General features: G+C 65.4%; 18 protein-coding genes and 2 pseudogenes. 6 read left to right on the top strand and 14 right to left on the bottom strand.

Annotation, left to right across the window (positions count from 1 at the left end; genetic code table 11):
- Positions 1 to 10: 10 nt before the first annotated feature.
- The 6 genes and pseudogenes from FXY94_RS03360 to phnC form a co-directional block, all read right to left on the bottom strand.
- Positions 11 to 1317: pseudogene (locus FXY94_RS03360) on the bottom strand (ISL3 family transposase).
- A gap of 335 nt (positions 1318 to 1652) precedes the next feature.
- Positions 1653 to 2177, bottom strand: coding sequence for a GntR family transcriptional regulator (locus tag FXY94_RS03355; RefSeq protein WP_197736228.1), 525 nt, complete (start codon positions 2175 to 2177; stop codon positions 1653 to 1655).
- A 17-nt stretch (positions 2178 to 2194) separates the two neighbouring features.
- Positions 2195 to 3226, bottom strand: coding sequence for a phosphonate dehydrogenase (locus FXY94_RS03350; RefSeq protein WP_040386779.1), 1032 nt, complete (start codon positions 3224 to 3226; stop codon positions 2195 to 2197).
- Positions 3227 to 3252: 26 nt separating this feature from the next.
- Positions 3253 to 4101 (bottom strand): phosphonate ABC transporter, permease protein PhnE, encoded by an 849-nt coding sequence (gene phnE / locus FXY94_RS03345; RefSeq protein ID WP_016663614.1) that lies wholly within the window; start codon positions 4099 to 4101, stop codon positions 3253 to 3255.
- A complete protein-coding gene (gene phnD / locus FXY94_RS03340; RefSeq protein WP_016663613.1) occupies positions 4098 to 4994 on the bottom strand; it encodes a phosphate/phosphite/phosphonate ABC transporter substrate-binding protein in 897 nt (298 codons plus the stop codon). Before phnD ends, phnE begins: the two co-directional genes overlap by 4 nt.
- A 135-nt stretch (positions 4995 to 5129) precedes the next feature.
- Positions 5130 to 5873: a phosphonate ABC transporter ATP-binding protein gene (phnC, locus tag FXY94_RS03335; RefSeq protein ID WP_016663612.1), complete on the bottom strand. Its 744-nt coding sequence runs from the start codon at positions 5871 to 5873 to the stop codon at positions 5130 to 5132.
- 175 nt (positions 5874 to 6048) lie between these two features.
- Here phnC and FXY94_RS03330 point away from each other — a divergent pair, with 175 nt between their 5' ends.
- Together FXY94_RS03330 and FXY94_RS10975 are read left to right on the top strand one after the other, a co-directional pair.
- On the top strand, positions 6049 to 7071 hold the full coding sequence (locus tag FXY94_RS03330) for an amidohydrolase family protein (protein WP_016663611.1): 1023 nt from the start codon (positions 6049 to 6051) through the stop codon (positions 7069 to 7071).
- A complete protein-coding gene (locus tag FXY94_RS10975) occupies positions 6965 to 7312 on the top strand; it encodes an amidohydrolase family protein (RefSeq protein WP_232049685.1) in 348 nt (115 codons plus the stop codon). The genes FXY94_RS03330 and FXY94_RS10975 overlap by 107 nt, the downstream gene beginning before the upstream one ends.
- A 237-nt stretch (positions 7313 to 7549) precedes the next feature.
- Here the strand turns inward: FXY94_RS10975 and FXY94_RS03325 are convergent, their stop codons facing one another.
- Complete coding sequence (locus FXY94_RS03325; RefSeq protein ID WP_040386409.1) at positions 7550 to 8134, bottom strand: alpha/beta fold hydrolase; 585 nt, start codon at positions 8132 to 8134, stop codon at positions 7550 to 7552.
- A gap of 297 nt (positions 8135 to 8431) precedes the next feature.
- Here FXY94_RS03325 and FXY94_RS03320 point away from each other — a divergent pair.
- A pseudogene (locus FXY94_RS03320) lies at positions 8432 to 9738 on the top strand (ISL3 family transposase).
- A gap of 93 nt (positions 9739 to 9831) precedes the next feature.
- On the opposite strand, the gene FXY94_RS03315 reads toward FXY94_RS03320, so the two are convergent.
- The gene (locus tag FXY94_RS03315; RefSeq protein ID WP_016663606.1) at positions 9832 to 11160 is read right to left on the bottom strand and encodes an MFS transporter; all 1329 of its coding nucleotides are present in this window, start codon (positions 11158 to 11160) and stop codon (positions 9832 to 9834) included.
- Between the two features lie 225 nt (positions 11161 to 11385).
- Here FXY94_RS03315 and FXY94_RS03310 point away from each other — a divergent pair, with 225 nt between their 5' ends.
- The gene (locus FXY94_RS03310) at positions 11386 to 14241 is read left to right on the top strand and encodes an FAD-binding and (Fe-S)-binding domain-containing protein (RefSeq protein WP_051120612.1); all 2856 of its coding nucleotides are present in this window, start codon (positions 11386 to 11388) and stop codon (positions 14239 to 14241) included.
- A 17-nt stretch (positions 14242 to 14258) separates the two neighbouring features.
- Here the strand turns inward: FXY94_RS03310 and FXY94_RS03305 are convergent, their stop codons facing one another.
- Both FXY94_RS03305 and FXY94_RS03300 read right to left on the bottom strand, forming a co-directional pair.
- Positions 14259 to 15191: a PI-PLC domain-containing protein gene (locus FXY94_RS03305; RefSeq protein WP_016663604.1), complete on the bottom strand. Its 933-nt coding sequence runs from the start codon at positions 15189 to 15191 to the stop codon at positions 14259 to 14261.
- A 113-nt stretch (positions 15192 to 15304) separates the two neighbouring features.
- Positions 15305 to 17005 (bottom strand): PHP domain-containing protein, encoded by a 1701-nt coding sequence (locus FXY94_RS03300; protein ID WP_016663603.1) that lies wholly within the window; start codon positions 17003 to 17005, stop codon positions 15305 to 15307.
- A gap of 178 nt (positions 17006 to 17183) precedes the next feature.
- On the opposite strand from FXY94_RS03300, the gene FXY94_RS03295 reads away from it, so the two are divergent.
- Positions 17184 to 18029: a hypothetical protein gene (locus tag FXY94_RS03295; protein ID WP_016663602.1), complete on the top strand. Its 846-nt coding sequence runs from the start codon at positions 17184 to 17186 to the stop codon at positions 18027 to 18029.
- Positions 18030 to 18149: 120 nt separating this feature from the next.
- On the opposite strand, the gene codA is transcribed toward FXY94_RS03295, so the two are convergent.
- The 3 genes from codA to FXY94_RS03280 all read right to left on the bottom strand — a co-directional run bounded on the left by codA (position 18150) and on the right by FXY94_RS03280 (position 21475).
- Complete coding sequence (gene codA / locus FXY94_RS03290) at positions 18150 to 19385, bottom strand: cytosine deaminase (RefSeq protein WP_016663601.1); 1236 nt, start codon at positions 19383 to 19385, stop codon at positions 18150 to 18152.
- 105 nt (positions 19386 to 19490) lie between these two features.
- Positions 19491 to 20804, bottom strand: coding sequence for a cytosine permease (gene codB, locus FXY94_RS03285; RefSeq protein ID WP_016663600.1), 1314 nt, complete (start codon positions 20802 to 20804; stop codon positions 19491 to 19493).
- A 416-nt stretch (positions 20805 to 21220) separates the two neighbouring features.
- Positions 21221 to 21475 (bottom strand): hypothetical protein, encoded by a 255-nt coding sequence (locus FXY94_RS03280; protein WP_016663599.1) that lies wholly within the window; start codon positions 21473 to 21475, stop codon positions 21221 to 21223.
- Between the two features lie 152 nt (positions 21476 to 21627).
- On the opposite strand from FXY94_RS03280, the gene FXY94_RS03275 reads away from it, so the two are divergent.
- The gene (locus FXY94_RS03275) at positions 21628 to 22926 is read left to right on the top strand and encodes a carboxylate--amine ligase (RefSeq protein ID WP_016663598.1); all 1299 of its coding nucleotides are present in this window, start codon (positions 21628 to 21630) and stop codon (positions 22924 to 22926) included.
- 116 nt (positions 22927 to 23042) lie between these two features.
- Here FXY94_RS03275 and FXY94_RS03270 read toward each other — a convergent pair whose 3' ends face one another.
- Positions 23043 to 24653 carry an amino acid permease gene (locus FXY94_RS03270; RefSeq protein WP_016663597.1) on the bottom strand — a complete coding sequence of 537 codons (1611 nt, stop codon included), beginning with the start codon at positions 24651 to 24653 and terminating at the stop codon, positions 23043 to 23045.
- Positions 24654 to 24908: the final 255 nt, after the last annotated feature.

Below are 24908 nucleotides of genomic sequence, written 5' to 3'. Positions count from 1 at the left end.
AAGCGGCTCTTCACGAACGAGGGTGTAGCGCGGGTCTGAACCCTCCGGCTTCGAGCAGCGACCGAGCGATGTAGTGGGTGAGGTTGCGGAAGCCGAGGGCGGAGCCGCGGAAGTGTTCGAGTCGCCCGTTGATGGCCTCGGTCGGGTCGTTGCTGGTGCCGGGGCGGTCGAAGAACGCGAGGATGTCGCCCGCCCGCTGCTTCATGGTCCGGCCGAGCTTGCGGACCTCGACGAGCGCCGCGGGAACGCCGCTGCTGATCGCAGCGATCACCTCCTGCATCATCGCCTTCGCTTTCTTCTTATCGGGCTCCCGGTAGGCCGCGACGATGCGCTGGTAGATGCCCCAGGTCGCCTCGACTTCGACGTGCTCCTCGCTCGCGAACACTGCGTCCAGGCGTGCCCGCTGCCGGTCGGTGAGCAGGCTCGCCCCGGTGTGCAGGGTGCGGCGGGCTTTGTAGAGCGGGTCGCCCTTGAGCCCGCGGTGACCGGTGGTGTCTTGCTGGACCCGACGCCGGCAGACATCCAGCGCGTCGCCGGCGAGGCGGACCACGTGGAACGGGTCCATGACGGGGACGGCGTCGGAGAGTTCCTCGGCGGCAGCGGTCTTGAACCCGGCGAAGCCGTCCATCGCGACCACCTCGATCCGCTTCGCCCAGTCCGCAGGGCGGGCGGCGAGCCACTGCTTGAACACCGCCTTGGAGCGGCCCTCGACCATGTCCAGCAGCCTCGCCGACCCGGTCTTGTTCCTCGCGGGCGTGAGGTCGATGATCACGGTGACGTACTTGTCGCCCAGCCTCGTGTGTCGCCAGACGTGCTCGTCGACACCGATCGTGGTGACCCCGTCGAACCGGGCGGGGTCGTCAATCAGGCGCCGCTTGCCTTCCGCGAGGACGGCGGCGTTCGCGGCACTCCAGGACACCCCGAGACCTACGGCGACGCGGGTGACGGTGAGGTGGTCGATGACGATGCCCCGCAGCGCCCACTCCAGGCCGCCGCGGGAGATCTTCGCACGCGGCGCCGCTGCCCGCGTCATGTCCTGCCGCCACGTGCGCCGGCAGTGTCCGGCCGGTACCGGCGCACCCGCACCAGCAGGGTCGTCGGCCGGTGCCCGAACGGCTCGTGCGCCAGTCGACGCGTGACCGTGTCCCGCGGCACGCCCTCGACACCGCACTTCCGACACCACGGGTCGTCTTCGACGACGCGGCATTCGATCGTGGCCCGATCCGGCTCGATCAGCTGGCCGACGGCGACGAGGCCGAGCTCGTCGAGGCGGCAGAACGTGGTCAGGTCAGGGGTCGCGAAAGTAGGGTGGAGCACGTCGAGGTCTTTCGGGATGGCGAGCGTGAAGAACTTCCATCATCCGGGAGACCTCGACCCCTACCCGGCCACCGACGCGCTCAACCGACTACACCCTCGTTCATGAAGAGCCGTCAAAGGGAGCCTCGGGCTGCGATCCTGGTACGGGGCATTCGTGTGGAGAAAGCGTAGTCCAGGTTCTGACCCTGCAGCCCTCGGGTTGTCGACTCGACTAACGCCATCTTTGGAGCTGGCCTGCAGGGCGCGCTGACGGTGGGTCAGGGTTCGCCTGCGGAAAGGCCTACGCTGGCGGACTCATGTGTCGAAGTCGATCTCGATGCGGAATACGTCGGCCCTCAGCCACGAGACCGTGAGCTCCACCGGCTGGTGGTCTCGTGCTGCCGCATCTGTCCGTGAGCGGATCGAGATGACCGGCGGAAGGACTCGGCGAAGCCGACCAGCTCGTTGTCGATGTACCGGTCACGCGAGAGCGCCAGCACCTGCCGCCTCGGTCCCATCCTCATTCGCCGGCGCACCTCGGGCGACGGAGTCTCGAGTCGCCATTCTGTGGTCCGGACGTCAGGTGTGAGTCCCGCATTGCGGACGCTCTGGCTCCATGACGGCGGATGGCAGCGGCTGATCGTGTAGTCGACCCGACGGGAGACGTACGTGCCGCTGCCCTGCCGTCGCCGCACCAGGTAGCGCCTCTCCAATTCCGCCAACGCCGCCCGCACGGTCAGTCGGCTGACACCGAGCTGACCGGCGAGCGCGTCTTCCGACGGAAGCCGGGTACCGACCGGGTGATCTGCGATCTGCTCGGCGAGAGCGTCTGCCGCGGCCAAATACACCGGGACCCGAGGTGAGGGCTGCTTCGACGTCACGTGGTTGATGGAACTGATCATATCGCAGGCGTCGGAACGGGAGATGCGGTGCGCTGGGGACGGTTGACAGCGCCGTCGGGCACCTCGCCGGCAAGCGCCTGCAGGATAGCCTTGCCAGCATGTTCCTCAATCGCGAGCCTCGCGGAGGCCACAGCGGACCCGAGGTGCGGAGTAAAGAGAGTGCGGTCCTGCATCGCCCGGAGCTCCTCTGGCACGTCCCGAGGTCGGTCCGGGCGCGAGAGGTCCTCGAACTCGAACACGTCCGAGGCGAATCCGCCGAGGTGTCCGCGACGTAGCAGCTCAGCCACGGCGACCTCGTCCACTACGGAGCCGCGACCGACGTTGACGAGCAGTGACCCCGGACGCATGGATTCCAGTCGGGGCCGGTCGAGCAGGTGCAGGGTGTTCACATCTAGCGGTGCGCAGACCACTACTGCATCGGTGCGCGCCAGCAGCTCCGACAGCTCCACACGCTCCATCTGCAGATCTTCCTCACCGGACACCGGCGAGGGATCGCAGTAGAGCAGATTCGCCTCGAACCCGCTGAGCAGTCGCGCCACTGCCCGGCCGAGCCTTCCCGCGCCCACGAGGCCGATTGTCGAGCCCACGAGCGTGCTTCCATAGAGCGTCGGTCGCCATCCTGCGAGGCGGGCCCGCACCGCGCGGTCTCCTACCGCGATGTTGCGCGCGAGTCCGATGAGCAGACCGACGGCGAGCTCAGCCGTGGGTTCGGTGAGGAGGTCCTCTACCCGCGTCAGCCAGATCCCGCGCTCGGTGCACGCGTCGGCATCGATGTTGTCGTGGCCCTTGAGAGCGCCGGCGACCACCTGCAGGCGCGGACAGGCGTCGAGGAACTCCGCGGTGATTCGATCCGGCATGAACGCCATGAGGGCGTCCGCGTCCGCTGCCCTTCGTCGCAGCTCCGAGGCGGGCAGGCTGCTGTCGCTCTGGTTCGCGATCACCTCGCAGGTGTCAGTGAGCATCTGAAGGATCAGGGGATGCACCCGGTGGGTGAGGACCACCACCGGGCGGTGGCGGGTCTCCGTCATATGCGCATCCATCGGATGTTTGTCTGTCATTGGAACCTCTTCCGCAACGCTCCGCCGAGGGCGTCGACCAGGGTGACTGTGGCTAGGATGACGAGCAGGATTGCGGCGACCTCGTCGTACTGGAGGGTGCGGAGGGCAGCCATCAGTTCGAAACCGATACCGCCGGCTCCGACGACGCCCACGACCACCGAGGCCCGGAAGTTGAGCTCCCAGCGGTAAACGGTCGTGTCAGCCATTTGCGGCAGAACCTGCGGCAGGATGCCGTGCAGGATCACCTGCGCCGGGCTGGCACCAGTCGCGCGGGCGGCCTCGACAGGCGCGTGATCGGCATGCTCGATCGCCTCGGCGAAGAACTTGCCCACCATCCCCGCGGAGTGGATCCCCAGCGCCAGCGCTCCGGGCAGAGCGCCGAAGCCGACGGCCGCCACGAAGACGATGGCCAGGATCAGCTCCGGCACGGAGCGCAGCACGTTGAGGATGAGCCGGGCGACCCAGTAGACAGCCGGATGCGGCGCGGTGTTGCGCGCACCGCACAATGCCAGCGGAACGGAGAGCAGCACCGCCAGTGCGGTGGACGCGATGCTCATCGTCATCGAGTCCCACAGCGGGCCCCACCAGCTGTTGAGGTTGGTGAAGTCCGGGACCCACATCTCGCTCAGCAGGTCGGCGATGTCCGTCAGTCCGGTGATCATGCGGGCGCCGTCGAGCATCCCGACGACCCACCAGCTCACCAGCACGGTGACGAGGACGAGTCCGGTGACAGCGACCGAGCGCCTCCAGCCGGACCGTGCCTTGTCGGAGATCCGCAGGTAGTCCTGCTCTCGCCGCTCGTCCACCAGGCCGACGGTGCTCGCGCTTTCCGTGCTGGTGCTCACTGGTAGTCCTCAAGGTCGATGTCGAGCAGAGGTGCGAGCTCGCGCACCGCGTCATAGTCCGCGTCGGTGACCTTTTCGAACCCGGCGGCGTCGAACGGTTCGAGCACCGCCGGGTCCTCGAGGTCCAGGAATGCTCTCCGCAGCTTCTCCTTCAGGTCTTCGGGGAGGTCTGACCGCATGGTCCACGGATAGTTGGCGTAAGGCTCGGACTCCTGGACCTTGACGACCTTCGTGGGGTCGATGAGTCCCTCTTCGACCATGCGCTCATAGATGGGCAGGCTCATGCCCCCCGCATCCGCATTGCCGTTCTGGACCGTCAGGGCCACCGCATCGTGAGAGCCGACGTACTGCTCTTCATAGTCGCCGTGGTCAACTCGCAGGCCCGCGTCTTCGGCGAGCATGGCCTTGGGGATCAGATGGCTCGACGTGCTCGCCTGGTCGCCCCACGCGACAGTCTTGCCGGCGACATCGTCGAGGGATTCGATTCCGGACTCGCTGTTGGCGATGAAGACCGACTGGTAGGTGGGGTCCTCGCCCTCGACTTCCTGCAGTGCGGCAAAGGGTTCAATGTCGGCCTTCGCCTTCGCGAGGACGTATGACAGCGGGCCGAAGTAGCCGAGATCGAGGCGGCCGCGGACCATCGCCTCGATCATCGAGGAGTAGTCGGTCGTCACCACGAGCTCGACCTCCATCCCCAGCTGCTCCTCGAGGTAACTCTTGAGTGGTTCATTGTTCTTGATGACCTCCGAGGCATTCTCATCGGGAAGCAGCGCAACCCGAAGGGTTTCGGGGGCGGCGCTTTCCTCGGAGGCGGCAGTGCAGCCGGAGAGGAGAAGGGCAAAAGCCGTCAGGGCTGCTGTTACGGCTGCGGTGAGGCGGGGGTGTCCAAACACGGTGATTCACTCCTGTTTCAGTTGATCGAGGGCGATCGGGTGGGTCGATTTATAGGTGACGGGTGGGTGCGGAGACTGGGGTCAGGGAGGCTCGATCACGAGTCGGTCGTCGACGGGAAGGGAGGCATCCTGAGCCTACGGCTCGTCGCGTACGTCTTCGTAGATCACGCGGAGGTCATCGTCGTCGACTTCGTCTGCGGGACCGTCGTAAACGATCCGGCCATGGGCGAGGCCGACGATGCGGTCGGCGTGCTCGAGCGCGAGGTCGATCTGATGAAGGCTGGCGACGAGAGTGATGCCGCTCTCCTGGCAGACGCGGCGCAGCAGCTCCATGACGCGACGTGCGGTAGCGGGATCGAGGCTGGCCACGGGTTCATCGGCAAGGATCAGATCCGGTTGCTGGGCGAGTGCGCGGGCGATCCCCACACGCTGCTGCATGCCGCCGCTGAGGTTGTCGACTCGGGTGAGGGCCTTGTCCAGCAGTCCGACACGGTCGAGCGCCTCCAGGGCGATGCGCTCGTCGGCGCGGCCGAACGGCAGGAGGCTGCGCCAGAAGCTGTAATATCCGACCCGGCCGAGCAGCACATTCCGCAGCGCTGTGTAACGCGGGGTGAGCTGGTGGTGCTGGAACACCATCCCGGTGCGCCGGCGATGCCGTCGAAGGTCGCCGCGCGTTTCGAGCGACGGCACGCCGTCCGCTCGCACGCCTCCCGTGCTCGGCTTCACGAGCAAATTCATGCACCGCAGCAGCGTGGACTTGCCAGCTCCCGACGGGCCGAGAAGCACGGTCACTCTCCCGGCCTCGATCGAGAGGTCCGTGGGTCCCAAAGCCTGCACGCCGCCCTTATAGGTCTTACTGACGTCGACGAGTTCGATCATGCCAAGTCCTCTATATGATTCCTGGTAGCCTCCGCAAAGGTATAGAGGATTTGTGAACTCCAAGGGGAGTGCTGGACAACGGCGTGAGAATCAAGGATGAACAGGGCATTCTTGTGGGCAGCCGTTCATGAGGCGTCCACATGAGGGTCAAGACCGGATGGAAGGTTGTCTGGCCATGACATCCTTCACCTCGGACCGCCCAGTCTCCGATCTCGTGATCGGCCACGCCACAGCAGTGCTGCCCAACGGGGTGATCGACGACGCCCGGGTGGTCGTCCGCAGCGGTCGAATCGCTCACGTCGGGCCGCATCCACGTGGCACTGCCTGTGACCTGGATGCTCGCGGCGCACACGTGCTGCCCGGGTTCGTCGACGTCCACAGCGATGTGCTGTCGCGAGATATCCGTCCACGGCCCGGTGTCGTTCTCGATCCCTCCTTCGCGGTTGCGTCTGCGGGTGCCCGGCTTCGTGCGGCAGGCATCACTACCGCGTTCCACGGCCTGGCCTTCCAGGAACGGTCGATCGTGGGAAGACCGATCGATTCTCCCGCAGCGTCCGAACTCTCGGGAGCACTCCGTCGCACTGACGACACTCAAGTCGATCATCAGGTTCTGCACCGGCTCGATGTGCGCTGCGAATACGGACTTGCGCTGCTCACGAAGGAGTTGGAGTCATCGGAATCGGCACCTCAGGACGAGATGTGTGCACTGCATCCACAGGGGCCGAACGATGGTGATTCGTGTCTTCCGGGTGGACGAGTGCCCGTCGTGTCGCACGAAGACCACACGCCGGGGCAGGGACAGTTCGCCGACCCAGCGAAAATGCAGAAGTGGCTGGTTGACAGCGATCGAATGAGTGACGACGACGCTGCTGATCATGTGGAATGGTGGCGCAGCAGTCGTGACGAGCGCCTTGCTGTGCGTGACCGTACTCTGTCGTGGTTGGAGGGCTTGGTCCGGGCAGGTTCCATTCGACTTTTCGCCCACGACCTCGCGACACCGGAGGAGGTGTCGGCGGCTGCCGACCGTGGCTGTAGTGTGGCGGAGTTCCCGACAACAGTCGCGGCTGCCCGTGCGGCCCGGGATCACGGGATTGCTCATCGTCGCGGGGGCACCGAACATCGTCCGGGGAAGATCTCACACCGGCAACGTACCGGCATCCGAACTCGCATCTGCGGGCCTGATCGGCTCGTTGGCTAGCGACTACATCCCCACATCGATGCTTCCGGGCGCACTGCGACTAGTGCGTGATGGAATTGCAACGCTTCCCCAGGCGGTGCGGCTCGTGACTTCCGGTGCAGCCGCCTGTGTGGGTCTTGACGACCGTGGCTCTCTGACCGAAGGACATCGAGCCGACCTGATCCTCGCCGACCTCACCAAGAGGTGGCCCTCCACTCTCTCCCTCACAAGAGGAGTTCTTATTGGTGGGCGACCAAGATGAGAGGATCAGCTGATCTCTGAGGTGGAGCAAGCTCACCCGCAGGGAAAGAGTGGGGGAGGGTGCAAAACGCGAGACGAGTCGTTCCATGTTGCTGTCTCATAGGGGGCTGTTCTGCGTCGGCCTACCGACCAACCTGCGCGTAACGCCGCACTCATTCAGACGAACTGCACGATGTTGCCGTTCCTCAGAAACCACCCGCAAGAACGTCACCGGGCGGTGCCAGCTGCGGAAAGACTGTCAGAACTCTTGGCTCAGCAGCCATCTCTGCAATACGGCGGTGAGCCGTTCGGGCGCGTCGAAATGGATCAGGTGACCGGCCTCGGGCACGAGGTGCAGCTCGGAACCGGGAATGAGCTCTGCGAGTCGGTGGGCGCGGTCAACCGGGATCCAAGCGAACACTGCGGAGTTGTCGGCGACGAGGCGGAAGAACTCCGAGCCCCGCGGGGCCAGAGCAACCACGTCGACCAGGGCCAATGAGTTGTATTCAGCGTGGTGAAACAGGTGAGCGCGAAGGGCCACTGCGCCGCCGTAGTCGTGGGCGACCATGTGCGGATCGGCCAGGCCCCAGTGATCGAGCAGATCCGCGAGCAACGCAGCCTGGGCGCTGAGCGAGACGTCCTGCCCGTCAGCCTTCGTCGATGTCCCATAGCCGAGCATGTCCCACAGGTGGACCGTGAAGTCAGCGCTCAGGGCGTCGGCCACAGGCCGCCACACGGCTGACGACCACGGGGTGCCGTGGCAGAAGACCACCGGCGGCCCCGACCCGTACCGCGACCACTGAACCTCATGACCATCGCGCCACACGAACGTCTCCTCGAGCATCTCACCATCATCACTGCACCAGCGGTTCGCGACTACCCCCCGTGCGCCGCCGGTCGGCGAGAAGACCGATGAAGCCGAGAAGAGGGGACGGGAACCAGGTGAGCGACTGTCGGGTCCCCGCGGAACCTGTATCGAACGTTACGGCCGCCCTGCAGCCGCCTCCGGTGCTCACTCGTCGGTAAAGGGGCTCTTCATGAACGAGGGTGTAGTCGGTTGAGCGCGTCGGTGGCCGGGTAGGGGTCGAGGTCTCCCGGATGATGGAAGTTCTTCACGCTCGCCATCCCGAAAGACCTCGACGTGCTCCACCCTACTTTCGCGACCCCTGACCTGACCACGTTCTGCCGCCTCGACGAGCTCGGCCTCGTCGCCGTCGGCCAGCTGATCGAGCCGGATCGGGCCACGATCGAATGCCGCGTCGTCGAGGACGACCCGTGGTGTCGGAAGTGCGGTGTCGAGGGCGTGCCGCGGGACACGGTCACGCGTCGACTGGCGCACGAGCCGTTCGGGCACCGGCCGACGACCCTGCTGGTGCGGGTGCGCCGGTACCGGCCGGACACTGCCGGCGCACGTGGCGGCAGGACATGACGCGGGCAGCGGCGCCGCGTGCGAAGATCTCCCGCGGCGGCCTGGAGTGGGCGCTGCGGGGCATCGTCATCGACCACCTCACCGTCACCCGCGTCGCCGTAGGTCTCGGGGTGTCCTGGAGTGCCGCGAACGCCGCCGTCCTCGCGGAAGGCAAGCGGCGCCTGATTGACGACCCCGCCCGGTTCGACGGGGTCACCACGATCGGTGTCGACGAGCACGTCTGGCGACACACGAGGCTGGGCGACAAGTACGTCACCGTGATCATCGACCTCACGCCCGCGAGGAACAAGACCGGGTCGGCGAGGCTGCTGGACATGGTCGAGGGCCGCTCCAAGGCGGTGTTCAAGCAGTGGCTCGCCGCCCGCCCTGCGGACTGGGCGAAGCGGATCGAGGTGGTCGCGATGGACGGCTTCGCCGGGTTCAAGACCGCTGCCGCCGAGGAACTCTCCGACGCCGTCCCCGTCATGGACCCGTTCCACGTGGTCCGCCTCGCCGGCGACGCGCTGGATGTCTGCCGGCGTCGGGTCCAGCAAGACACCACCGGTCACCGCGGGCTCAAGGGCGACCCGCTCTACAAAGCCCGCCGCACCCTGCACACCGGGGCGAGCCTGCTCACCGACCGGCAGCGGGCACGCCTGGACGCAGTGTTCGCGAGCGAGGAGCACGTCGAAGTCGAGGCGACCTGGGGCATCTACCAGCGCATCGTCGCGGCCTACCGGGAGCCCGATAAGAAGAAAGCGAAGGCGATGATGCAGGAGGTGATCGCTGCGATCAGCAGCGGCGTTCCCGCGGCGCTCGTCGAGGTCCGCAAGCTCGGCCGGACCATGAAGCAGCGGGCGGGCGACATCCTCGCGTTCTTCGACCGCCCCGGCACCAGCAACGACCCGACCGAGGCCATCAACGGGCGACTCGAACACTTCCGCGGCTCCGCCCTCGGCTTCCGCAACCTCACCCACTACATCGCTCGGTCGCTGCTCGAAGCCGGAGGGTTCAGACCCGCGCTACACCCTCGTTCGTGAAGAGCCAAGAAAGCACGGCTACACCCGCATGCGTCGAGAGCCAGGAAGGGGGCTTCGGCGCGGCGCGTGTAGCCGTGCGTGTGTTCTGGGGGTTTACTCGTGCGCGCCGGGCAGGTGTGCCTGCCAGGCGAGCGCGACCTCCACGAGCGTGAGGATCGCGATCACGGCGCCGCCAATGAGCATCGCCGTGTAGCTGAAGATCGTGCTGAGCGCCGCGAGGAGCATTGGCACGAAGAAGCCAAGGTAGGCAATCGAGTAGAACACGGCGGTGAGGCCGGCAAGGTCGTCGGGCCCGGCGAGGCGCTGAACTTCGCTGAGGCCGGCCACGAGCGCGAGGCCGTAGCCGCAGCCGAGGGTCGCGGCGGCGATAAGGCCGATCGTGAGGCTCGTCGTGGAAGCAGCACCAGCAGCGAACACCGCGCCGGTCGCCACGATCGCCATGGCGATCACGGAGGCACGCGCACTTCGATGCGTGTCGATCTTCTTGCCAACGGTCTGGATGCCCACGCCGAAGCCGAGGGTCACGGCGGTCATGATGCCCGCGAACGCGATCGGGTAGTCACCGGCGCGATCCTTGAGCAGAGCGGGAAGGACGGCGTAGGCGGTGCCACATGCACCGAAGACCCACGGGGCAACGGGAAGCACCACGCGCAGGAAGCGTTTGTGCGCGGCCTTCGGAACGATGAGCTTCGACATGAGCGTCTCGGCACCCGAGGCGGGTTCATTCTCGGCAGGAAGGTGACCTGGTGTGCGCGTTTCGGGCGCGGTGAAGAGCCACAGGCCGGTCACGATCGTGATGAGGATGTGCAGCGCATACGAGGTGCGGGTTGGCCACGGGCCCCACTGCGCGAGGATTGCGGCCACGAGGGCACCGGCAAGGAAGCCGGTGGTGAGGGCGAGCGACGCCCTGCGGGCGCCTGCGGCGGGGTTGGCTCCGGAGGCGTCGGAAATTTCCTTGATCCACGCGGTGCCGATCGCCATCACGAGACCGAGCGCAAGACCGCACAGGATGCGGCCGATGCCGATCATGAGGGGCGAGCCGGGAGCAAACATCAACATAAGGCTGCCGAGGAGGCTGAGCGGTGCGGCGGGCAGCAGAATCGGGCGGCGACCGTACACGTCGGAGAGGGGCCCACCGATCATGAGAGCCGGGACGATACCGAGAACGTAGGCACCAAGCAGACCATCGACGACGAGGTCGGAGAAGTGCGAGACCTCGCGATACATCACGAGAAGCGGGGTGAATTCGTTACCGCCCCACGCGATCGCGAAGATCGACGCCGCCACCGGCCACCACGCGCCGGCCGGGAGATCCGGCAGGGGGCGCGAGTCTTCGGGGAGGGTTTCGGGAATCGCTTCGAGTACGTGGGCGTGGTCCGACGCCGGGACGGCCGGCATCGAGGCCGTGTCAGTGGCGCTCACTGGCTTAAGTCTCCTTGGGGTACGAGAAATGTGGATGGGATGCGACTTCGCCGGCGCCAGCTCCTCTATCTTGACGTGAGCGCCGTACGAAACGCTAGCCTTTCTCCCCGTTTTGTATGTCATTTCATAACTACCAAGCGTTGCGGAATCGCCACTCCCCCATCACACGGTCCCATGCCACTCGGGCTAGGCTTAAGGCGTCGTCTACGCCTAACCGGCGCGCCCATGGAGGATTTCGTGAACACCGCCCCCGCATTCGTCACCGCTGCCGTGCGCGACGAAAGCCGCATCCAGACTCGACTGATCGACAGGGTGGCCGCAGCAAGCGACGCCTCCCACTATCTCTTCACCCCCGAAGCGGTCGTGCTCGCCGATACGGCACGCGAAGTCGCCGCGATCCTCAAGGGCGCAAACGCCGCCAAAAGCCCCGTCGCCTTCCGCTCGGGCGGCACGAGCCTCTCCGGCCAATCCGCAAGCCCGCACGTCCAGATCGACGTGCGCCAAAACTTCCGCCACATCGAAGTCCTCGACGAGGGCGCGCGCGTGCGAGCCGGATCGGGCGCCACGATCGCGCAGGTAAACGCGCGCCTTCGCCGCTTCAAGCGCCGCCTCGGCCCCGACCCCGCAAGCGAGGCCGCGTGCACGATCGGCGGCGTCGTCTCGAACAACTCGAGCGGCATGGCCTGCGGCACGGAGTACAACACCTACAAAACCCTCGAATCGATGGTCATGGTGCTACCGTCGGGCCTCACCCTCGACACGAGCGATCGGGAAGGGGCCGACGCTCGCCTGCGCACCAACGCGCCCGACATCCACGAGGGCCTCTTGCGCCTTCGCGAAAGAGTCGTGTCGAACCCCGAGAGTGTGCGCATCATTCGCGAACGCTTCGCACTCAAGAACACGATGGGCTACGGCATCAACGCCTTCCTCGATGCCGAGCGCCCCATCGACATCCTCGAAAAGCTCGTGATCGGAAGCGAGGGGACGCTCGCGTTCATCGCCGAGGCGACGTTCCGCACGGTGCCGATCCCGGCGCTCACGACGAGTGCGCTCGCCGTGTTCCCCACGCTCGATGCGGCTACCCGAATCCTGCCCGAGCTCGTGGACTCGGGGGCGGCGACGCTCGAGGTCATGGACTCGACCTCGATCGCGGTGGGCCAGAGGCTCGCCCGCGTGCCCGAGCAAATCCAGGGCTTCGCGCCGAGCACGGAAGCGGCACTGCTCATCGAGTACCGCGACGATGAGCACGAAAAACTCGCCGCGGCTCAGCGCGCCGGCGAAGAAATCCTGCGCGCCCACGAGCTGCGCTCCCCCGCCGTTTTCTCCGAGGATCCACGCATGCGCGCGACGGCGTGGGCGCTGCGCAAGGGGCTCTACGCCTCCGTCGCGGGCGCGCGCGAAAGTGGCACAACCGCGCTCCTCGAGGACGTCGTGGTGCCGCCCGCGAACCTCGCCGACACGTGCGGTGACCTGCACGAGCTCTTCGACGAGCACGGCTACGAGAACTCCGTGATCTTCGGCCATGCGAAAGACGGCAACATCCACTTCATGCTCACGGATCGCTTCGAGAGCGACGCGGCCCGCGAGCGCCTCGGCGCCTTCACCGAGTCGATGGTGGACGTGGTGCTCGCTCGCGGCGGCAACCTCAAGGCCGAGCACGGCACGGGCCGCGCGATGGCGCCGTTCGTGCACCGCCAGTACGGCGACGAGCTCTACGCCGTGATGAAAGAGATCAAGCTCCTCGTGGATCCCGCGGGGATCCTCAACCCGGGCGTGCTCATCGAGGACGACCCGAAGGCCCACCTCGAAAACTTCAAGCTCAACCCCACGATCGAGGTCGAGGCCGATCGCTGCGTCGAGTGCGGCTACTGCGAGCCGGTTTGCCCGAGCAAGGACCTCACGCTCACGCCGCGCCAGCGCATCGTGGTGCGCCGCGCCGAGGAGCGTGCCCGCAACGCGGGCGATGCGGCAACGGCGGATGAGCTCGCCAAGGACTACGACTACGAAGGCATCGACACGTGCGCCGTGGACGGCATGTGCGTGACGGCGTGCCCCGTGGGGATCAATACGGGGCTACTCGTCAAGCGACTGCGCCGCGAGAACACGAACGCAGTCGAGTCCGGCGCGTGGAAGGCCGCGGCAGCGTCGTGGGGTGCGATCACGCGCGGCGCCGCGGTTGGGCTCTCGGTCGCGGATAAAGTTCCGGCGCCTGCCGTGGGGGCGGCAACGAGCGTTGGCCGACGCTTGCTGGGCGAGGACACCGTGCCGAAGTACACGAAGGACCTGCCGGCCGGCGGGAAGGCTCGTGGCGCCCTCGGCGAGCGCGCCGAGGATCGCGCGGTCGGCTCTCACCTGCCCGGCCGCCTGTTCGGCGCGCCCCATGGCGAGGTCGCGGGCATCTATGTTCCCGCGTGCGTGAACACGATGTTCGGCGGGGCCGCACCGGGTGGAAACGTCGTCTCCGCGTTCGAAACACTCCTCGCGAAGGCGGGCCTTGCGCTTCTCATCCCGAAGGGCATCGACTCGACGTGTTGCGGCACCCCGTGGACGTCGAAAGGCAAAGCCAAGGGGCACGAGGTCATCTCAGCGAAGACCCGAAAGGTGGTTGACGCCGTGCGCGAGCTCGACCTGCCGATCGTGAGCGACGCCGTGAGCTGCACCGAGGGCTTCGCGGCGATCCTTGAGCGCGACGGCGCCGACGTGATCGACGCCGTGCAGTTCACCGCCGATCATCTCCTTGAGCGCCTCGACATCGACCGGTCGAGCGAACACCTGGTTCTCCACCCCACGTGCTCCTCGACCCAAATGGGGCTCAACCCCGCTCTCACGAAGGTCGCCCAGGCCGCCTACGCGAAGGTCACCGTGCCCGACGCGTGGGGCTGCTGCGCCTTCGCGGGCGATCGCGGCATGCTCCACCCCGAGCTCACCGCCTCAGCGACGGCAGCCGAAGCGGCCGAGGTCAAGGCTCTTGACGCCGACTACCACGCCTCCCTCAACCGCACGTGCGAAATCGGCATGACCCGCGCGACGGGAAAGACCTACCGCCACGTGCTCGAGCTACTCGCCGAGCGCGCGCGGTAGGCCTTCGAGGTTATTCCTTAGGCGGCGCCGCGCTCGAGCAGGAACGCGCGCAGCTCAGCGAGGTCATCGGCGCCCACGACGTCGATGCCCGCATCGAGCTGCATCTGCCACAGGATCTCGCGACGCTTGGGCAGAAGCTCGGGAACACCCCACAGGCGCGAGCGCGCGCCGATCGCGTGGGCACCGTCGGAAAACTCCTTGAGTGAACGGAACTGATCCTCCGGGCGCTCACCGAAGCCCTGCCAGCCCCACGTCTCCCAATCCTCCGAGATGAGTGGCATGTCGAGCGAGCTGATCTCACCGCCGAGATCACCCTTGTGGCCGTCGGCCGAGCCGAACCGCACCGGGTTGTCCTTGATGAGATCGTACGGGCGACCTCCCGTGTAAACGACGCGCACGGGGTTCTCGACGACCTCACCGCAGCGGTTCACGTGCCAGAACACGTCGCTGTAGGGCGCAAGCAGCTTCTCGATCGCGGGCAGCTGCTTCTCCCCCTGATCCTTGATGTCGATGAGGAGCTGGAACGGGCCGTCGTAGCCGGGGAACACGTGACCGCCGTTCGAGCGCACGAGCGCCGCGAGCGGCTTCACGTAATACTCCTCGAGGGAGCGGCCGCTCGCCGTGCCGAGGCGGGTGTGGCCAAGGAGGATCGCGCCGCCCTCAAACCACACGTCCGCCTCAACCGAGCAAAAGCCCTGCGCAAGGGCATCCCACAGCGGGTGCGTGTGCAGGTAGTCGTTGTGGGCGTGAGCGCGAGCGAGCGGGCTCTTCGGCGCCCATCCCTCGGGCGCGGGATTCTTCAGGCGCGCATCGAAGGGGTCGTCGAGAAGGCGCGGGGTGTCGTTCTCGTCGCGCTCAAAAAGCGGTGACGCGCTCGCGGGCGCGAGGGTTGCGGCACTCGCGGCGGTCGCGGCGGCTGCGGTCAGGAAGGTCCGACGGTTGAGAGCCATGCGGGGTGTCCTTTCATGCGGTGTGTGTCCTGGGCGGGCGATGGGAAAGGGGCTCGATTCCGCGGGGCATAACCCCCGCGAAACCGAGCCCACTCGTGTTCACGAAACCGTGATCACTCGACCTCGAAGAAGATCGGGTTGGTGTACATCCAGGTGTCGATCCACGGGCTTCCTGCGCCGTTCTCGCCACCGTGGGGAATCGGGCCGGCCGGATCAACATCGCTGCCCATCGGGCCCACACCCGAGCGCTTGCCATCGCTTCCGCGCAGGCGAAGGTAGCCGCTTTCCTCGACGGCGCCGAGGTCGAATTCGACCGTGAACTTCTCACGCCCGTGGCCCGCGGTGTCCTTGCGCTCAACGACCTTGGTGTGAGGGGCCGTCGTCGTGTTGACGTCCTCGACCGGGCCAGTGATAAGGCCGCGGATGAGGTCGATGTGCGCGAGCTCGGGGAGGATCCCCGCGGAGTTTTCCTTCGTCGTGGGTGTGACGGTCACGCGCAGGCCAAGCTCGGTGCCGGCCTTGACCTTGAGGGTGTCGCCGAGAGTCACGGGCTTGGCGCTGTCGTCCTTCGCGAAGAGAACGACCTCGAGGCCGGAGATGAGGTGACCGTGCTCAATCCAAATGCGGCCGGCGCGCATGGCCTCCATGACCGCCTCGTAGGAGCGGCTCGTGGCACCCACGTGCGTGCGGGAGAATTGGCCGGGCCAGTAGTCGCTTCCGCCCTGAGCTTCGTTCGTGTTGACGGGAACGGGGCGGCGACCCGCACGGTTGAAGTTGCCGAGGCTCGCACCTTCCTCCCAGCCGTCACCCTTCGGGTAGTCGCCCACGCGGTAGGTGTCGTGGGTCTTGAGGTGGAAGTCGGAATTCGAGGTGATCCAGTAGCGGCGGCCCTCAGAGAGCAGCGAGTCCCACATGCCACCCACGACCGAGGTGAGGTAGTCAAAGCCGCCGCGCGTGCGGAAGGCTTCGTCGGGGTAGTGCGGCGAGGAGTCAGGGCGGCGGCTGTTCTCGTACTCACCGCGCTGGTACTTCGGGTGGCGGTTGAGGCCGAACGCTGAGCCCTGAGCGCCAGGGGCGCCCTCCATGCCGAGGTAGATGTCGCGGTCGGCATCATGCCACGCGCGAAGCTCGCGCGGCGAGTCGATGCAGTAGCGGCTCGGGTGGTTCGCGATCACGATCGCGTCATCGATGAAGCCCTCGCGCTTCCGCTCGCCGAGCCAGGCGATGGCCTCACACGCCTTCTTCTCCAACTCTTCTTCGGGAGATTTGAGCGAGGGCTTTTCCCAGTCGTTGAGCTTGCCATCAAACTCGAGCTCGAAGGTGCGCAGCACGCGGGCCTCGTTGATGCCGGGGGCAATGAGAACGGTGCAGTGCTCGGCCGCGGGGATGTACCACTCGATGCCCTGGAGCACCATGAGCTTGCGCTCGTCGCGGGCCTTGCGGATGAGTCGATTCGCCTCCCACACGCCGCCCTTGTTGGCATGGCCCCAGTTGGAATGCTCGGTGAACGCAATGACGTCCACGCCGAACTCCTCGGCCTTATCCATGATCATGTCCATCGTGTACTTCGCATCGTGGCTGTAGAGCGAGTGCACGTGGTGGTCAACGACGAGCCATTCAAGACCGGTCTTCGCGGGCGCGAGATCCTTGCCTTCGGCCGCGTCGGTGGTGGTCACGGGGGTTTCTTCGGCGATCGCGGCGCCGGTGGTTGCGGCCGCGGCAGCACCGAGGGCACCGGCGGCAACGCTGCCGCGGAGCACGGTGCGTCGGCTCGGGGCGAGCGAGGAGGCTTGGGGGGAGCGAAGCTCGGTCATGGGGAATCTTTCTCTCAGGGCGTCGGGAAGACCAATCAGAACGCTAGAGGGAGGAAGTGAATGGTGGGTGACGGGAAGGAACTGGGGCCGACACCGGCCGGTTACCCGCCGTTCACTAAGGCCTGTCACAGTTGTCCTCGCTAACCCACCCCCCGCGCCCCAAGGAACGTGTAGAACCATGCAGCTCTCCCTCTCGCTCCGCCGCGCGGCTGCCCTCGCCGGCGCCGCAGCGCTCCTCGCCCTCCCCCAGGTTGCCGCAGCGGCAACCGAGGTCACCCTCGACGATTCCGTGACGGCCACGATCGAGAATGCCGAGGGCGTCCAGGCACACGGCGCACTCGATGCAGACCCTTTCACCTACACCGTGAAATCTCGCGTGAAGTGCGAAGAGCCCTACGTTGACGGCGCCCGCACCGTCTTCGTCCAGGGCGAAGGCGCCAAGGCGACCCGCGTCGTCATGTCGGGCATCGACTCTCTCGAAAAAGACGGCACGGTCGTCAACCCGATCGACGCAAGCTTCGTGGACGTCGCCGCAGAGGGCAAGGCAAACCTCCAGATCGAATGCGTGAAGATCGACAACGGCATTCCTCAGCCGGCACCCCAGGCGATCGTCCAGCCGCTCACGATCACGAAGGAAGAGTGGAAAATGGAGGGCGTGAGCTTTAAGGAAGCCGCTCCTGAAGAGTCTTCCGACGAAACCCCAGAGAAGAAGCCGACCGATTCCGCACCGGCTCCCGCACCCGCACCGGCTCCCGCTGCCCCTAAGCCCGGCGAGAACGACCAGGAAGCACCGAACAAGCCTTCGCCGGACGAGGTCTCGCCCGGCAACGCTGACACGGGCAAAGCCGATTCGTCGAAGCAGGCCCCCGCGAAGCCCTCGAAGTCCTCTAAGCCCGCGGGGCAGGCGAGCGGCGCTCGCGGGTTCATGCCCCGCACTGGCGCCGAGATCGCCGCGACGGCAGTTCTCGCTCTCGCGCTGATCGGCGGCGGCATCTTCGCCGTCGTGCGCATGCGCAAGAACTAAACAGCACGACGCACAAGGGAGGGCCCGGGCAACTGCCCGGGCCCTCCCTTGTCGCAATGAGGCGCGCACCGCGCGCGAATGCACTTCTCAGAGGCTGGCTACATATAGCCGAGGGAACGCCTAGCCCCAATACACCTCGCGGGTCGCCGGCTCCGTCTTCGCCACAAGCTTGCCGTCCCTGTAGGAGCGAACGACGGGCGCGTTGAAGTTGAGCGCCTCAACCCAGTTCGGCGCATCGAGCACGATAAACCGCGCGGGGTTGCCCACCTCGATGCCATATTTGTCGAGGTGGAGGGTGCGCGCCGCATTGTGGGTCACAAAGTTGTAAGACTCCGCGATCTGCGGGTAGCCCATCATCTGCGTGACATACAGGCCGTTCAGCACAACGTCGCGGAGGTTCCCCGTCCCAAGCGGGTTCCACGGGTCGCGGATATCGTCGGTCCCGAAACTCACGTTGATACCGGCCTCCGTGAGCTCCTTGACGCGCGTCACGCCGCGGCGCTTCGGGTAAGTATCCATGCGGCCCTGCAAATGCGTGTTCACCATCGGGTTAGACACGAAGTTGATGCCGCTCATCGTCAGCAGGCGAAGCAGACGAACGAAGTACGCGTTGTTATAGGAATGCATCGCGGTCGTGTGCGAAGCGGTGACCTTCTCCCCCATGCCGAACTCGAGGGCGCGCGTCGCAAGAGTCTCGAGGCCGCGCGAGGCCTCATCGTCGATCTCATCGCAGTGCACATCCATGAGCAGGCCACGATCACGCGCAAGCTCGCACGCGAAATTGAGGGAATCCACCGAATACTCGCGCGTGAACTCGAAGTGAGGAATCGCGCCAATCGCATCGACGCCCATATCAGCGGCCTTGACCATGAGATCGCGGCCATTCGGGAAGGAATCGATACCCTCCTGCGGGAACGCCACAATCTGGAGCGTAATGAGGTCGGCAAGCTCGTCACGCAGCTCAAGCAACGCACGAAGCGCCGTGAGCTCAGGATCGGTCACATCCACGTGCGTGCGCACGTATTGCACACCGAAGCTCGCCTGGTCACGCGCGACGCGGCGCACGCGAGTTTTGACATCCTCAACGCTCAGAGTCTTCTTCCGCTCGCTCCAGCGCTCGATCCCCTCAAAAAGCGTGCCGCTCATATTCCACTTCGGCTCGCCCGCCGTGAGAACCGAGTCGAGGTGAATGTGGCTCTCCACAAACGGCGGGAGCGCGAGGCGCCCCTCGGCGTCCCATGTCTCTTCGCCCGGCTCCGCGGTGAGATTCGGTTCGATGTGGGTGAAGCAAGCGTCGAAAATGCGCAGGTCAACCGAGCCCTCCCGGCCCGGTAGCGTGACGTTCTGGATGAGCACGGGGCTGCCTTTCTATTGAAATGGAGTGGGACGGGCGGGCAACGCCACCCTGGACGGTGGCGGCGCGACCCTCGACGATGCGGGCCGCGCCGCCCGCAGAAGGTGTTAGCGGCGCTTCGTCAACGCTACGCCCACGAGGTGAATAGCGACCGCGACGGCGACCGCGTTGAGGGCCGAGATGCCCCACGGCACGAAGTAGCCCACGAAGCCGCCGGCGATGACGCCGAGAACCGCGTGCCACGCGACGGTCTGCTCCGCTTCGGTCGAGTCCACGTACGCGTGCTTGCGCACCAGGAAGTCAGCGATGAGGATCGCACCGATCGGCGGAAGTGCCGCGTTGAGGAAGCTCAGCCAGCCCACGAAGTTGTCGTACAGCCACAGCGCGCTCACCGTACCGAAAATGCCCGCGATGAGAGTCATGGGGCGGGTGCGCACGCGCGTGATGTTCGAAAAGCCCAGGCCGGAGGTATACAGGGCGTTGTTGTTGGTCGTCCAAATATTCGCGCCGAGCACGAGAATCGCAGGAATCGCGAGACCCTGGGCGATCATGACGTAGAAGATGTCGTCCTTGCCGGTGAACGCGCCGCCCACCGCACCGAAGCTGAACATGAGGGTGTTGCCAAGGAAGAACGCGATCACCGTCGTGATGACGGCAACCTTCGCCGAGCGAGCAAAGCGCGTGAAGTTCGGGGTCGCCGTGCCGCCCGAAATGAAGGAACCCACGACCATCCCGATGCCGGTCACGATCGGCATCGAGCCGCCACCGAACACCTCGACGAGACCGCCGGCCTTGCTGGTTGCCGTGACCATCGAGTACGTGCCGAGGATCGCGATAAGAGGAACGGAAATGAAGGAGACGACCTCGATCGCTTTCATGCCGAAGTAAGCGGAAGCGGTCATCGCGGCGCCGGCGGCGATCACGATCCACCAGGGGCTGATGTGGAGGAGGTCGGCGACGGGGATACCAAGCATCGCCACACCCACGCCGAACCATCCCATCTGGGTCAGGCCCACGAGGGCGGAAGCCAAGAGCGAGCCGCGACGGCCGAAGGCGCGGCGGGCGAGGAGGTCAAGCCCCATGCCGGTCTTCGCGCCAAGGTAGGCGAGGCCACCGGTGTAGATCGCGAGCACGAGCCCACCGAGCGTCGTGGCCCATACGAAGCCGCCAAGATCGAGACCGTTGCCGATCTTCGCGCCGACGCTCATGGAGGCGGAGAAGAAGGTAAATCCGAGCATCACGAAGCCAACGGCCCAAAAACCGTGGCGCGCGGATGCGGGAACTGGGGTGAAGCTGAAGTCGGCGTCGTGGCCGCTTGCTTCGGTCGGGTCCGGCCCCGAGGCCGTCACTGCGGTCTCGTCGATTGAGGGGCTGGCAATAATGGGGGTGGTTGCGGGGCGCTCAGGCGCTGTGGTGCTCATGCACATTCCTCACGTGAAAACGGGACAAAGGCATGGCTGTACCCGGATCACATGAAGTGCTCGCATGGCTCTCTGTCCATGTCCGTGCACAACCGTTGGAAGGCTAGCACCCATCCCGCGCCCTCGGGAGCGATTCGAGGCTTCTAGTGGCGCGGCTCGCGTATGCGGGCAGCAATTCTTCATGCGGCCCGACTCCCCCAGCTCCCGGCTCCCCCAGTTGCTCAGCTCCCCCAGCCACCGGGCTCCCCCAGCTGCTCAGCTCCCCCAGTCACCGTCGCACTTCATGAAAAAAACTGAGCCGCCCCCGGCTCAACAGCCAGCCAACAGCCCAGTCTCTTCATAGACCGAAACGGCCCGCATCAGTGTTGCGAACCCGAACGGCAGCACCTCAGTGCTGCGAACCGGACGGCAGCGCCTCAGTGTTGCGCCGCAGCCGCGTCCCCATCGCCTCCATCGCCGAGCTCATGGGCCTTGTCTTGGGCAGCACCCGCAACGTCAACGACCTTGTCGGTAACGCCCTTGGCCTGCGGGAACTTCTCCTCGGCCTTCGCGGCGAGGTCAACAACGGCGTCGGCCGCAGCATCAACGCCCGCGGGAAGCTTTTCCTTCGCGGTGTCCGCGAGGGACTGCGCGACGTCCTTTACTTTGTCGAGGGGGCTGCTGTCGTTCATTGGTACTCCTTAGGAGGGGGGCACCCCGCGGGGGCGCCACTTTTTTAGCGTTGAATGATTTTACGAACACTTTGTGCGAGCAAACAGAGAGCGCCAAAACTGCTGTTCGATAAACTCAAGCGCCGGATGTTTCCCAGCGAAAGGCGTTTCACGTGGCCATCTCGAACCTCACTGTCTCCCAGCCCGGCCCCACACCGGGGATCAGCAAAGGCGGCACGGAGTTCGATGTCGTGATCCTCGGCGCGGGCCTCAACTCGCTCAACGTCTCGATTGCCTTTCACAAGGCCTACGGCATGCGTTCACTCACCGTGATGCGCACCCCCATCGCGATGAACGAACGCACTGTCACAAGCGCTCACGTCGCTATCGGTGCCGAGGCAAGCGAGTGCGATCTCAAGGACGCGCTCGTTCAGCTCGCGAAAGACAAACCCGTCAAGCGACCTACCCTCATGCTCGCGAATGCCGATTCGTTCATCTCCTTCATCGACACGTACCGGGCCGAGCTCGAGGAGCACTACCTTCTCGCGCAAGTCGATTCCGCTTCCCTCGCGACACTGGCCGATAAAGCCCACTTCCAAGAAGCGTGCAACGAGCTCGACATTCCGACGATCCCCACTGAAGTCGTGGACTTCTCCCGGTACGGCGGGGCCGATTTCGACGCGCCCGAGCAACTTCCCTGGGCCTACCCGATCATCGGCAAACCCGCGAACACCGCCGACTATTCGCGCGTCAAATTCCCCGGCAAGCGCAAAGTATTCGTGCTCAAGTCGCAAGCCGAATACAAGGAACTCGTGGCAAAACTCGGGGACGCTGGCTTCACGGGGCGCTTCCTTTTCCAGGAGCTCATCGAGGGTGATGACACCTCCGAATACTCGATCACCGGCTATCGCTCGCGCTCGGGGGACGTGACGCTCACATGCGCGGCGCAGGTGCTGCTCGGCGAGCACACACCCGATGCGCTTGGACGCCCCGCAGCGATGCTCACCGGTCCTCACCGCGGAATCGTCGCGCAGTTCGAAAAACTCCTCGACCACGTGGACTACGTCGGCTTCGCCAACGTTGACCTCAAGGTCGACCCGCGCAACGGAACGGCCTACTTCCTCGAACTCAATCCGCGGCTCGGGCGCAACAACCACTACGTCACCGCCGCAGGCGGCTCCTACCCCGAGCACATTGTCGCGGACCTCATCGACAACGCTCCCCTTGAGCGTGTGCGCGCCGAGGAGCAGCACCTCTACTCGATCCTCCCCACGCGCCTCGTGAAGCACTACGTCACCGAACCCGAGCTGCGCGCTCAACTCGATTCCGCCGTTCGTGCCCACGGCGTGGACAACCCCTACCGCTACGCCCCGGAGGGTGCATGGATGAGGGGCTTCGCTCTCGCTTCGGGTCTCCGCCAGGTGCAGAAGTTCCGGAAGTACTACCCGAAGGCCACGCGCACCGGGTTCTAACCGCGCGTGAACCTCATGGACGGTCCGGGGAAGCCGCAGGGCTTCCCCGGACCGTTTCGTATGAGCAAAGAATGAGAGACGCCCGTGAGGAAAGAATGAGGACCGCCCGTTGAGACCTAGTCTCGAGCGGGTGCGGCCTCGCTCTCACTGGGCTGATCGCTGAGTTCACCGTCATCCACGAGGTCGTCGAGGTTCACGACGTCGAGGCCTCCCGAGAGCGCGTACTCCTCTTCGGGACTCATAATGAGCCGGTGGCGGCCCCACAGCCAGAAGGTAATGAGCATGACCGCGTAGATCACGATGATCGCGATGATCGCGGGCAGGTAGTCGGGGTTGAGGAGGAAGCCCAGGAAGATGAGCGCGGAGATAACGGCGGCGATGATCGCACCAAAGTTTCCCCACGGCGATTTGTAGGGACGCTTCGCGTTCGGGAATCGCTTGCGCAGCACGAGGAACGACACCATTTGCATGAGGTAGGCGACGACGGCACCCCAGGCAGCGATGTTGAGGACAACCGCACCGGCGATTCCACCCTCACCACCGGCAAGATCGACGCCCACAAGGGCGCAAAAACCGATGACGGCGCCGGCGATAAGGGCAACCCACGGCGTCTGCGTGCGCCCCGTGAGCGAAAGGAACTTCGGGTAGTAGCCCGCACGCGAGAGCGAATACATGTTGCGCCCGTAGGCGAACATGATGCCTTGAAGCGAGGCAAGCAAGCCCACGAGAGCGAAGAGTGCGAGGACGGCAGCGAGGCCGTCGCCTACGATCGCGCGGAAGCCGTCGAGGAGGGGTTCGCTTGCCCCGGCGGTCGTTTCCGCGCCGAGCACGCCGGTGTTCAGAACGAGCACGAGAAGGCCGGTGACGACGAGTGTGAAGCGCGCCCACAGTGCCGCCTTGGGAATGTCGCGGACGGGGTTGTGGGCCTCTTCGGCTGCGAGCGGCAGCTCCTCGATGCCGAGGAAGAACCACATGGCAAAGGGCAGCGCGAACAGGATCGGGAGGAAACCGTGGGGCAGGAAGGCCGAACCGCCTGCGTCGGGAACGATGTTGAAGAGTGAATCCCATGAGAAAGCGCCGGAGAACAGCGCCATCGCACTAAAGACGAGCAGGATCACGATCGAAATGATCGACACCAGGATGGCGAACCTGAACGATACCGCTGCGCCCGAGGAGTTCAGCGCCACGAAGATCGTGTAGAGGATGAGCCACCACACGGGTTTTGGCAGGTCAACACCGAGGAGTTGCGATACGACCGCGTCGGCGTAGCCCGAGGAGAAGTAGACGATCACGGCGGTTGTTGCGACGTACTCGATTGTTTCGGCAAGGCCCGTCACGAAGCCTGCGTAGGGCCCCATCGCCGCTCTCGCGAACGAGTACGCGCCTCCGGTGTGGGGCATGGCGGCGGCCATTTCGTTGATCGAGAAGATGAGGCCGTAGTACATGACGATGAGAATCGCGTAGGCGATGAGCATCCCGCCGAAGCCCGCGAAATCCACGCCGAAGTTCCAGCCGGAAAAGTTACCGGAAACGACCGCGCCGACCGCGAGGCCCCAGAGTCCGAAAATGCCGGCCGCGCGCTTGAGCTGACGTTTTTCAAAATATTCGGTATCCGCCGTTCGATAGGTAACGCCACCGACCTTGGTGACTTCCCCCGATTGCGTGGAGGGCGAGGCAGGTGATGCTGCCGCGCGTTGAGGAGATTGACGATCGCTTTGATCAGCCATTGCATACCTTCCGTAGTGACGAGACCACGTTGACTCGTGTGTGCTGCCCCACACTACTCGCCTAATGGTTGGATTTCCACGCTTTTGTAGAAATTTATTGACGTGAGTTGTAGACAATCAACCCAGAACACCCAGAACTTTGCCAGACTTTCGGGTTGCATAGCTCACACCATGTGGTCTAATGGTTGCCAGACCGATGTTTAGTCAATGGCTTGCATCGCCACGTAAGGGCCCCGCCAGGCCACACCGAAGCAC

This window comes from Dermabacter jinjuensis (assembly GCF_902381725.1).
Taxonomy (GTDB): Bacteria; Actinomycetota; Actinomycetes; order Actinomycetales; family Dermabacteraceae; genus Dermabacter; species Dermabacter hominis.
This window is presented reverse-complemented; position numbering and strand designations above follow the sequence as displayed.

Coding starts and splice junctions, on each gene's coding strand:
- FXY94_RS03350 (WP_040386779.1), bottom strand. CDS start 3,226: ATGACGGAGACCCGCCACCGCCCGGTGGTGGTCCTCACCCACCGGGTG.
- phnC (WP_016663612.1), bottom strand. CDS start 5,873: ATGATCGAACTCGTCGACGTCAGTAAGACCTATAAGGGCGGCGTGCAG.
- FXY94_RS03330 (WP_016663611.1), top strand. CDS start 6,049: ATGACATCCTTCACCTCGGACCGCCCAGTCTCCGATCTCGTGATCGGC.
- FXY94_RS03325 (WP_040386409.1), bottom strand. CDS start 8,134: ATGCTCGAGGAGACGTTCGTGTGGCGCGATGGTCATGAGGTTCAGTGG.
- FXY94_RS03310 (WP_051120612.1), top strand. CDS start 11,386: ATGGAGGATTTCGTGAACACCGCCCCCGCATTCGTCACCGCTGCCGTG.
- FXY94_RS03305 (WP_016663604.1), bottom strand. CDS start 15,191: ATGGCTCTCAACCGTCGGACCTTCCTGACCGCAGCCGCCGCGACCGCC.
- FXY94_RS03300 (WP_016663603.1), bottom strand. CDS start 17,005: ATGACCGAGCTTCGCTCCCCCCAAGCCTCCTCGCTCGCCCCGAGCCGA.
- FXY94_RS03295 (WP_016663602.1), top strand. CDS start 17,184: ATGCAGCTCTCCCTCTCGCTCCGCCGCGCGGCTGCCCTCGCCGGCGCC.
- codB (WP_016663600.1), bottom strand. CDS start 20,804: ATGAGCACCACAGCGCCTGAGCGCCCCGCAACCACCCCCATTATTGCC.
- FXY94_RS03280 (WP_016663599.1), bottom strand. CDS start 21,475: ATGAACGACAGCAGCCCCCTCGACAAAGTAAAGGACGTCGCGCAGTCC.
- FXY94_RS03270 (WP_016663597.1), bottom strand. CDS start 24,653: ATGGCTGATCAAAGCGATCGTCAATCTCCTCAACGCGCGGCAGCATCA.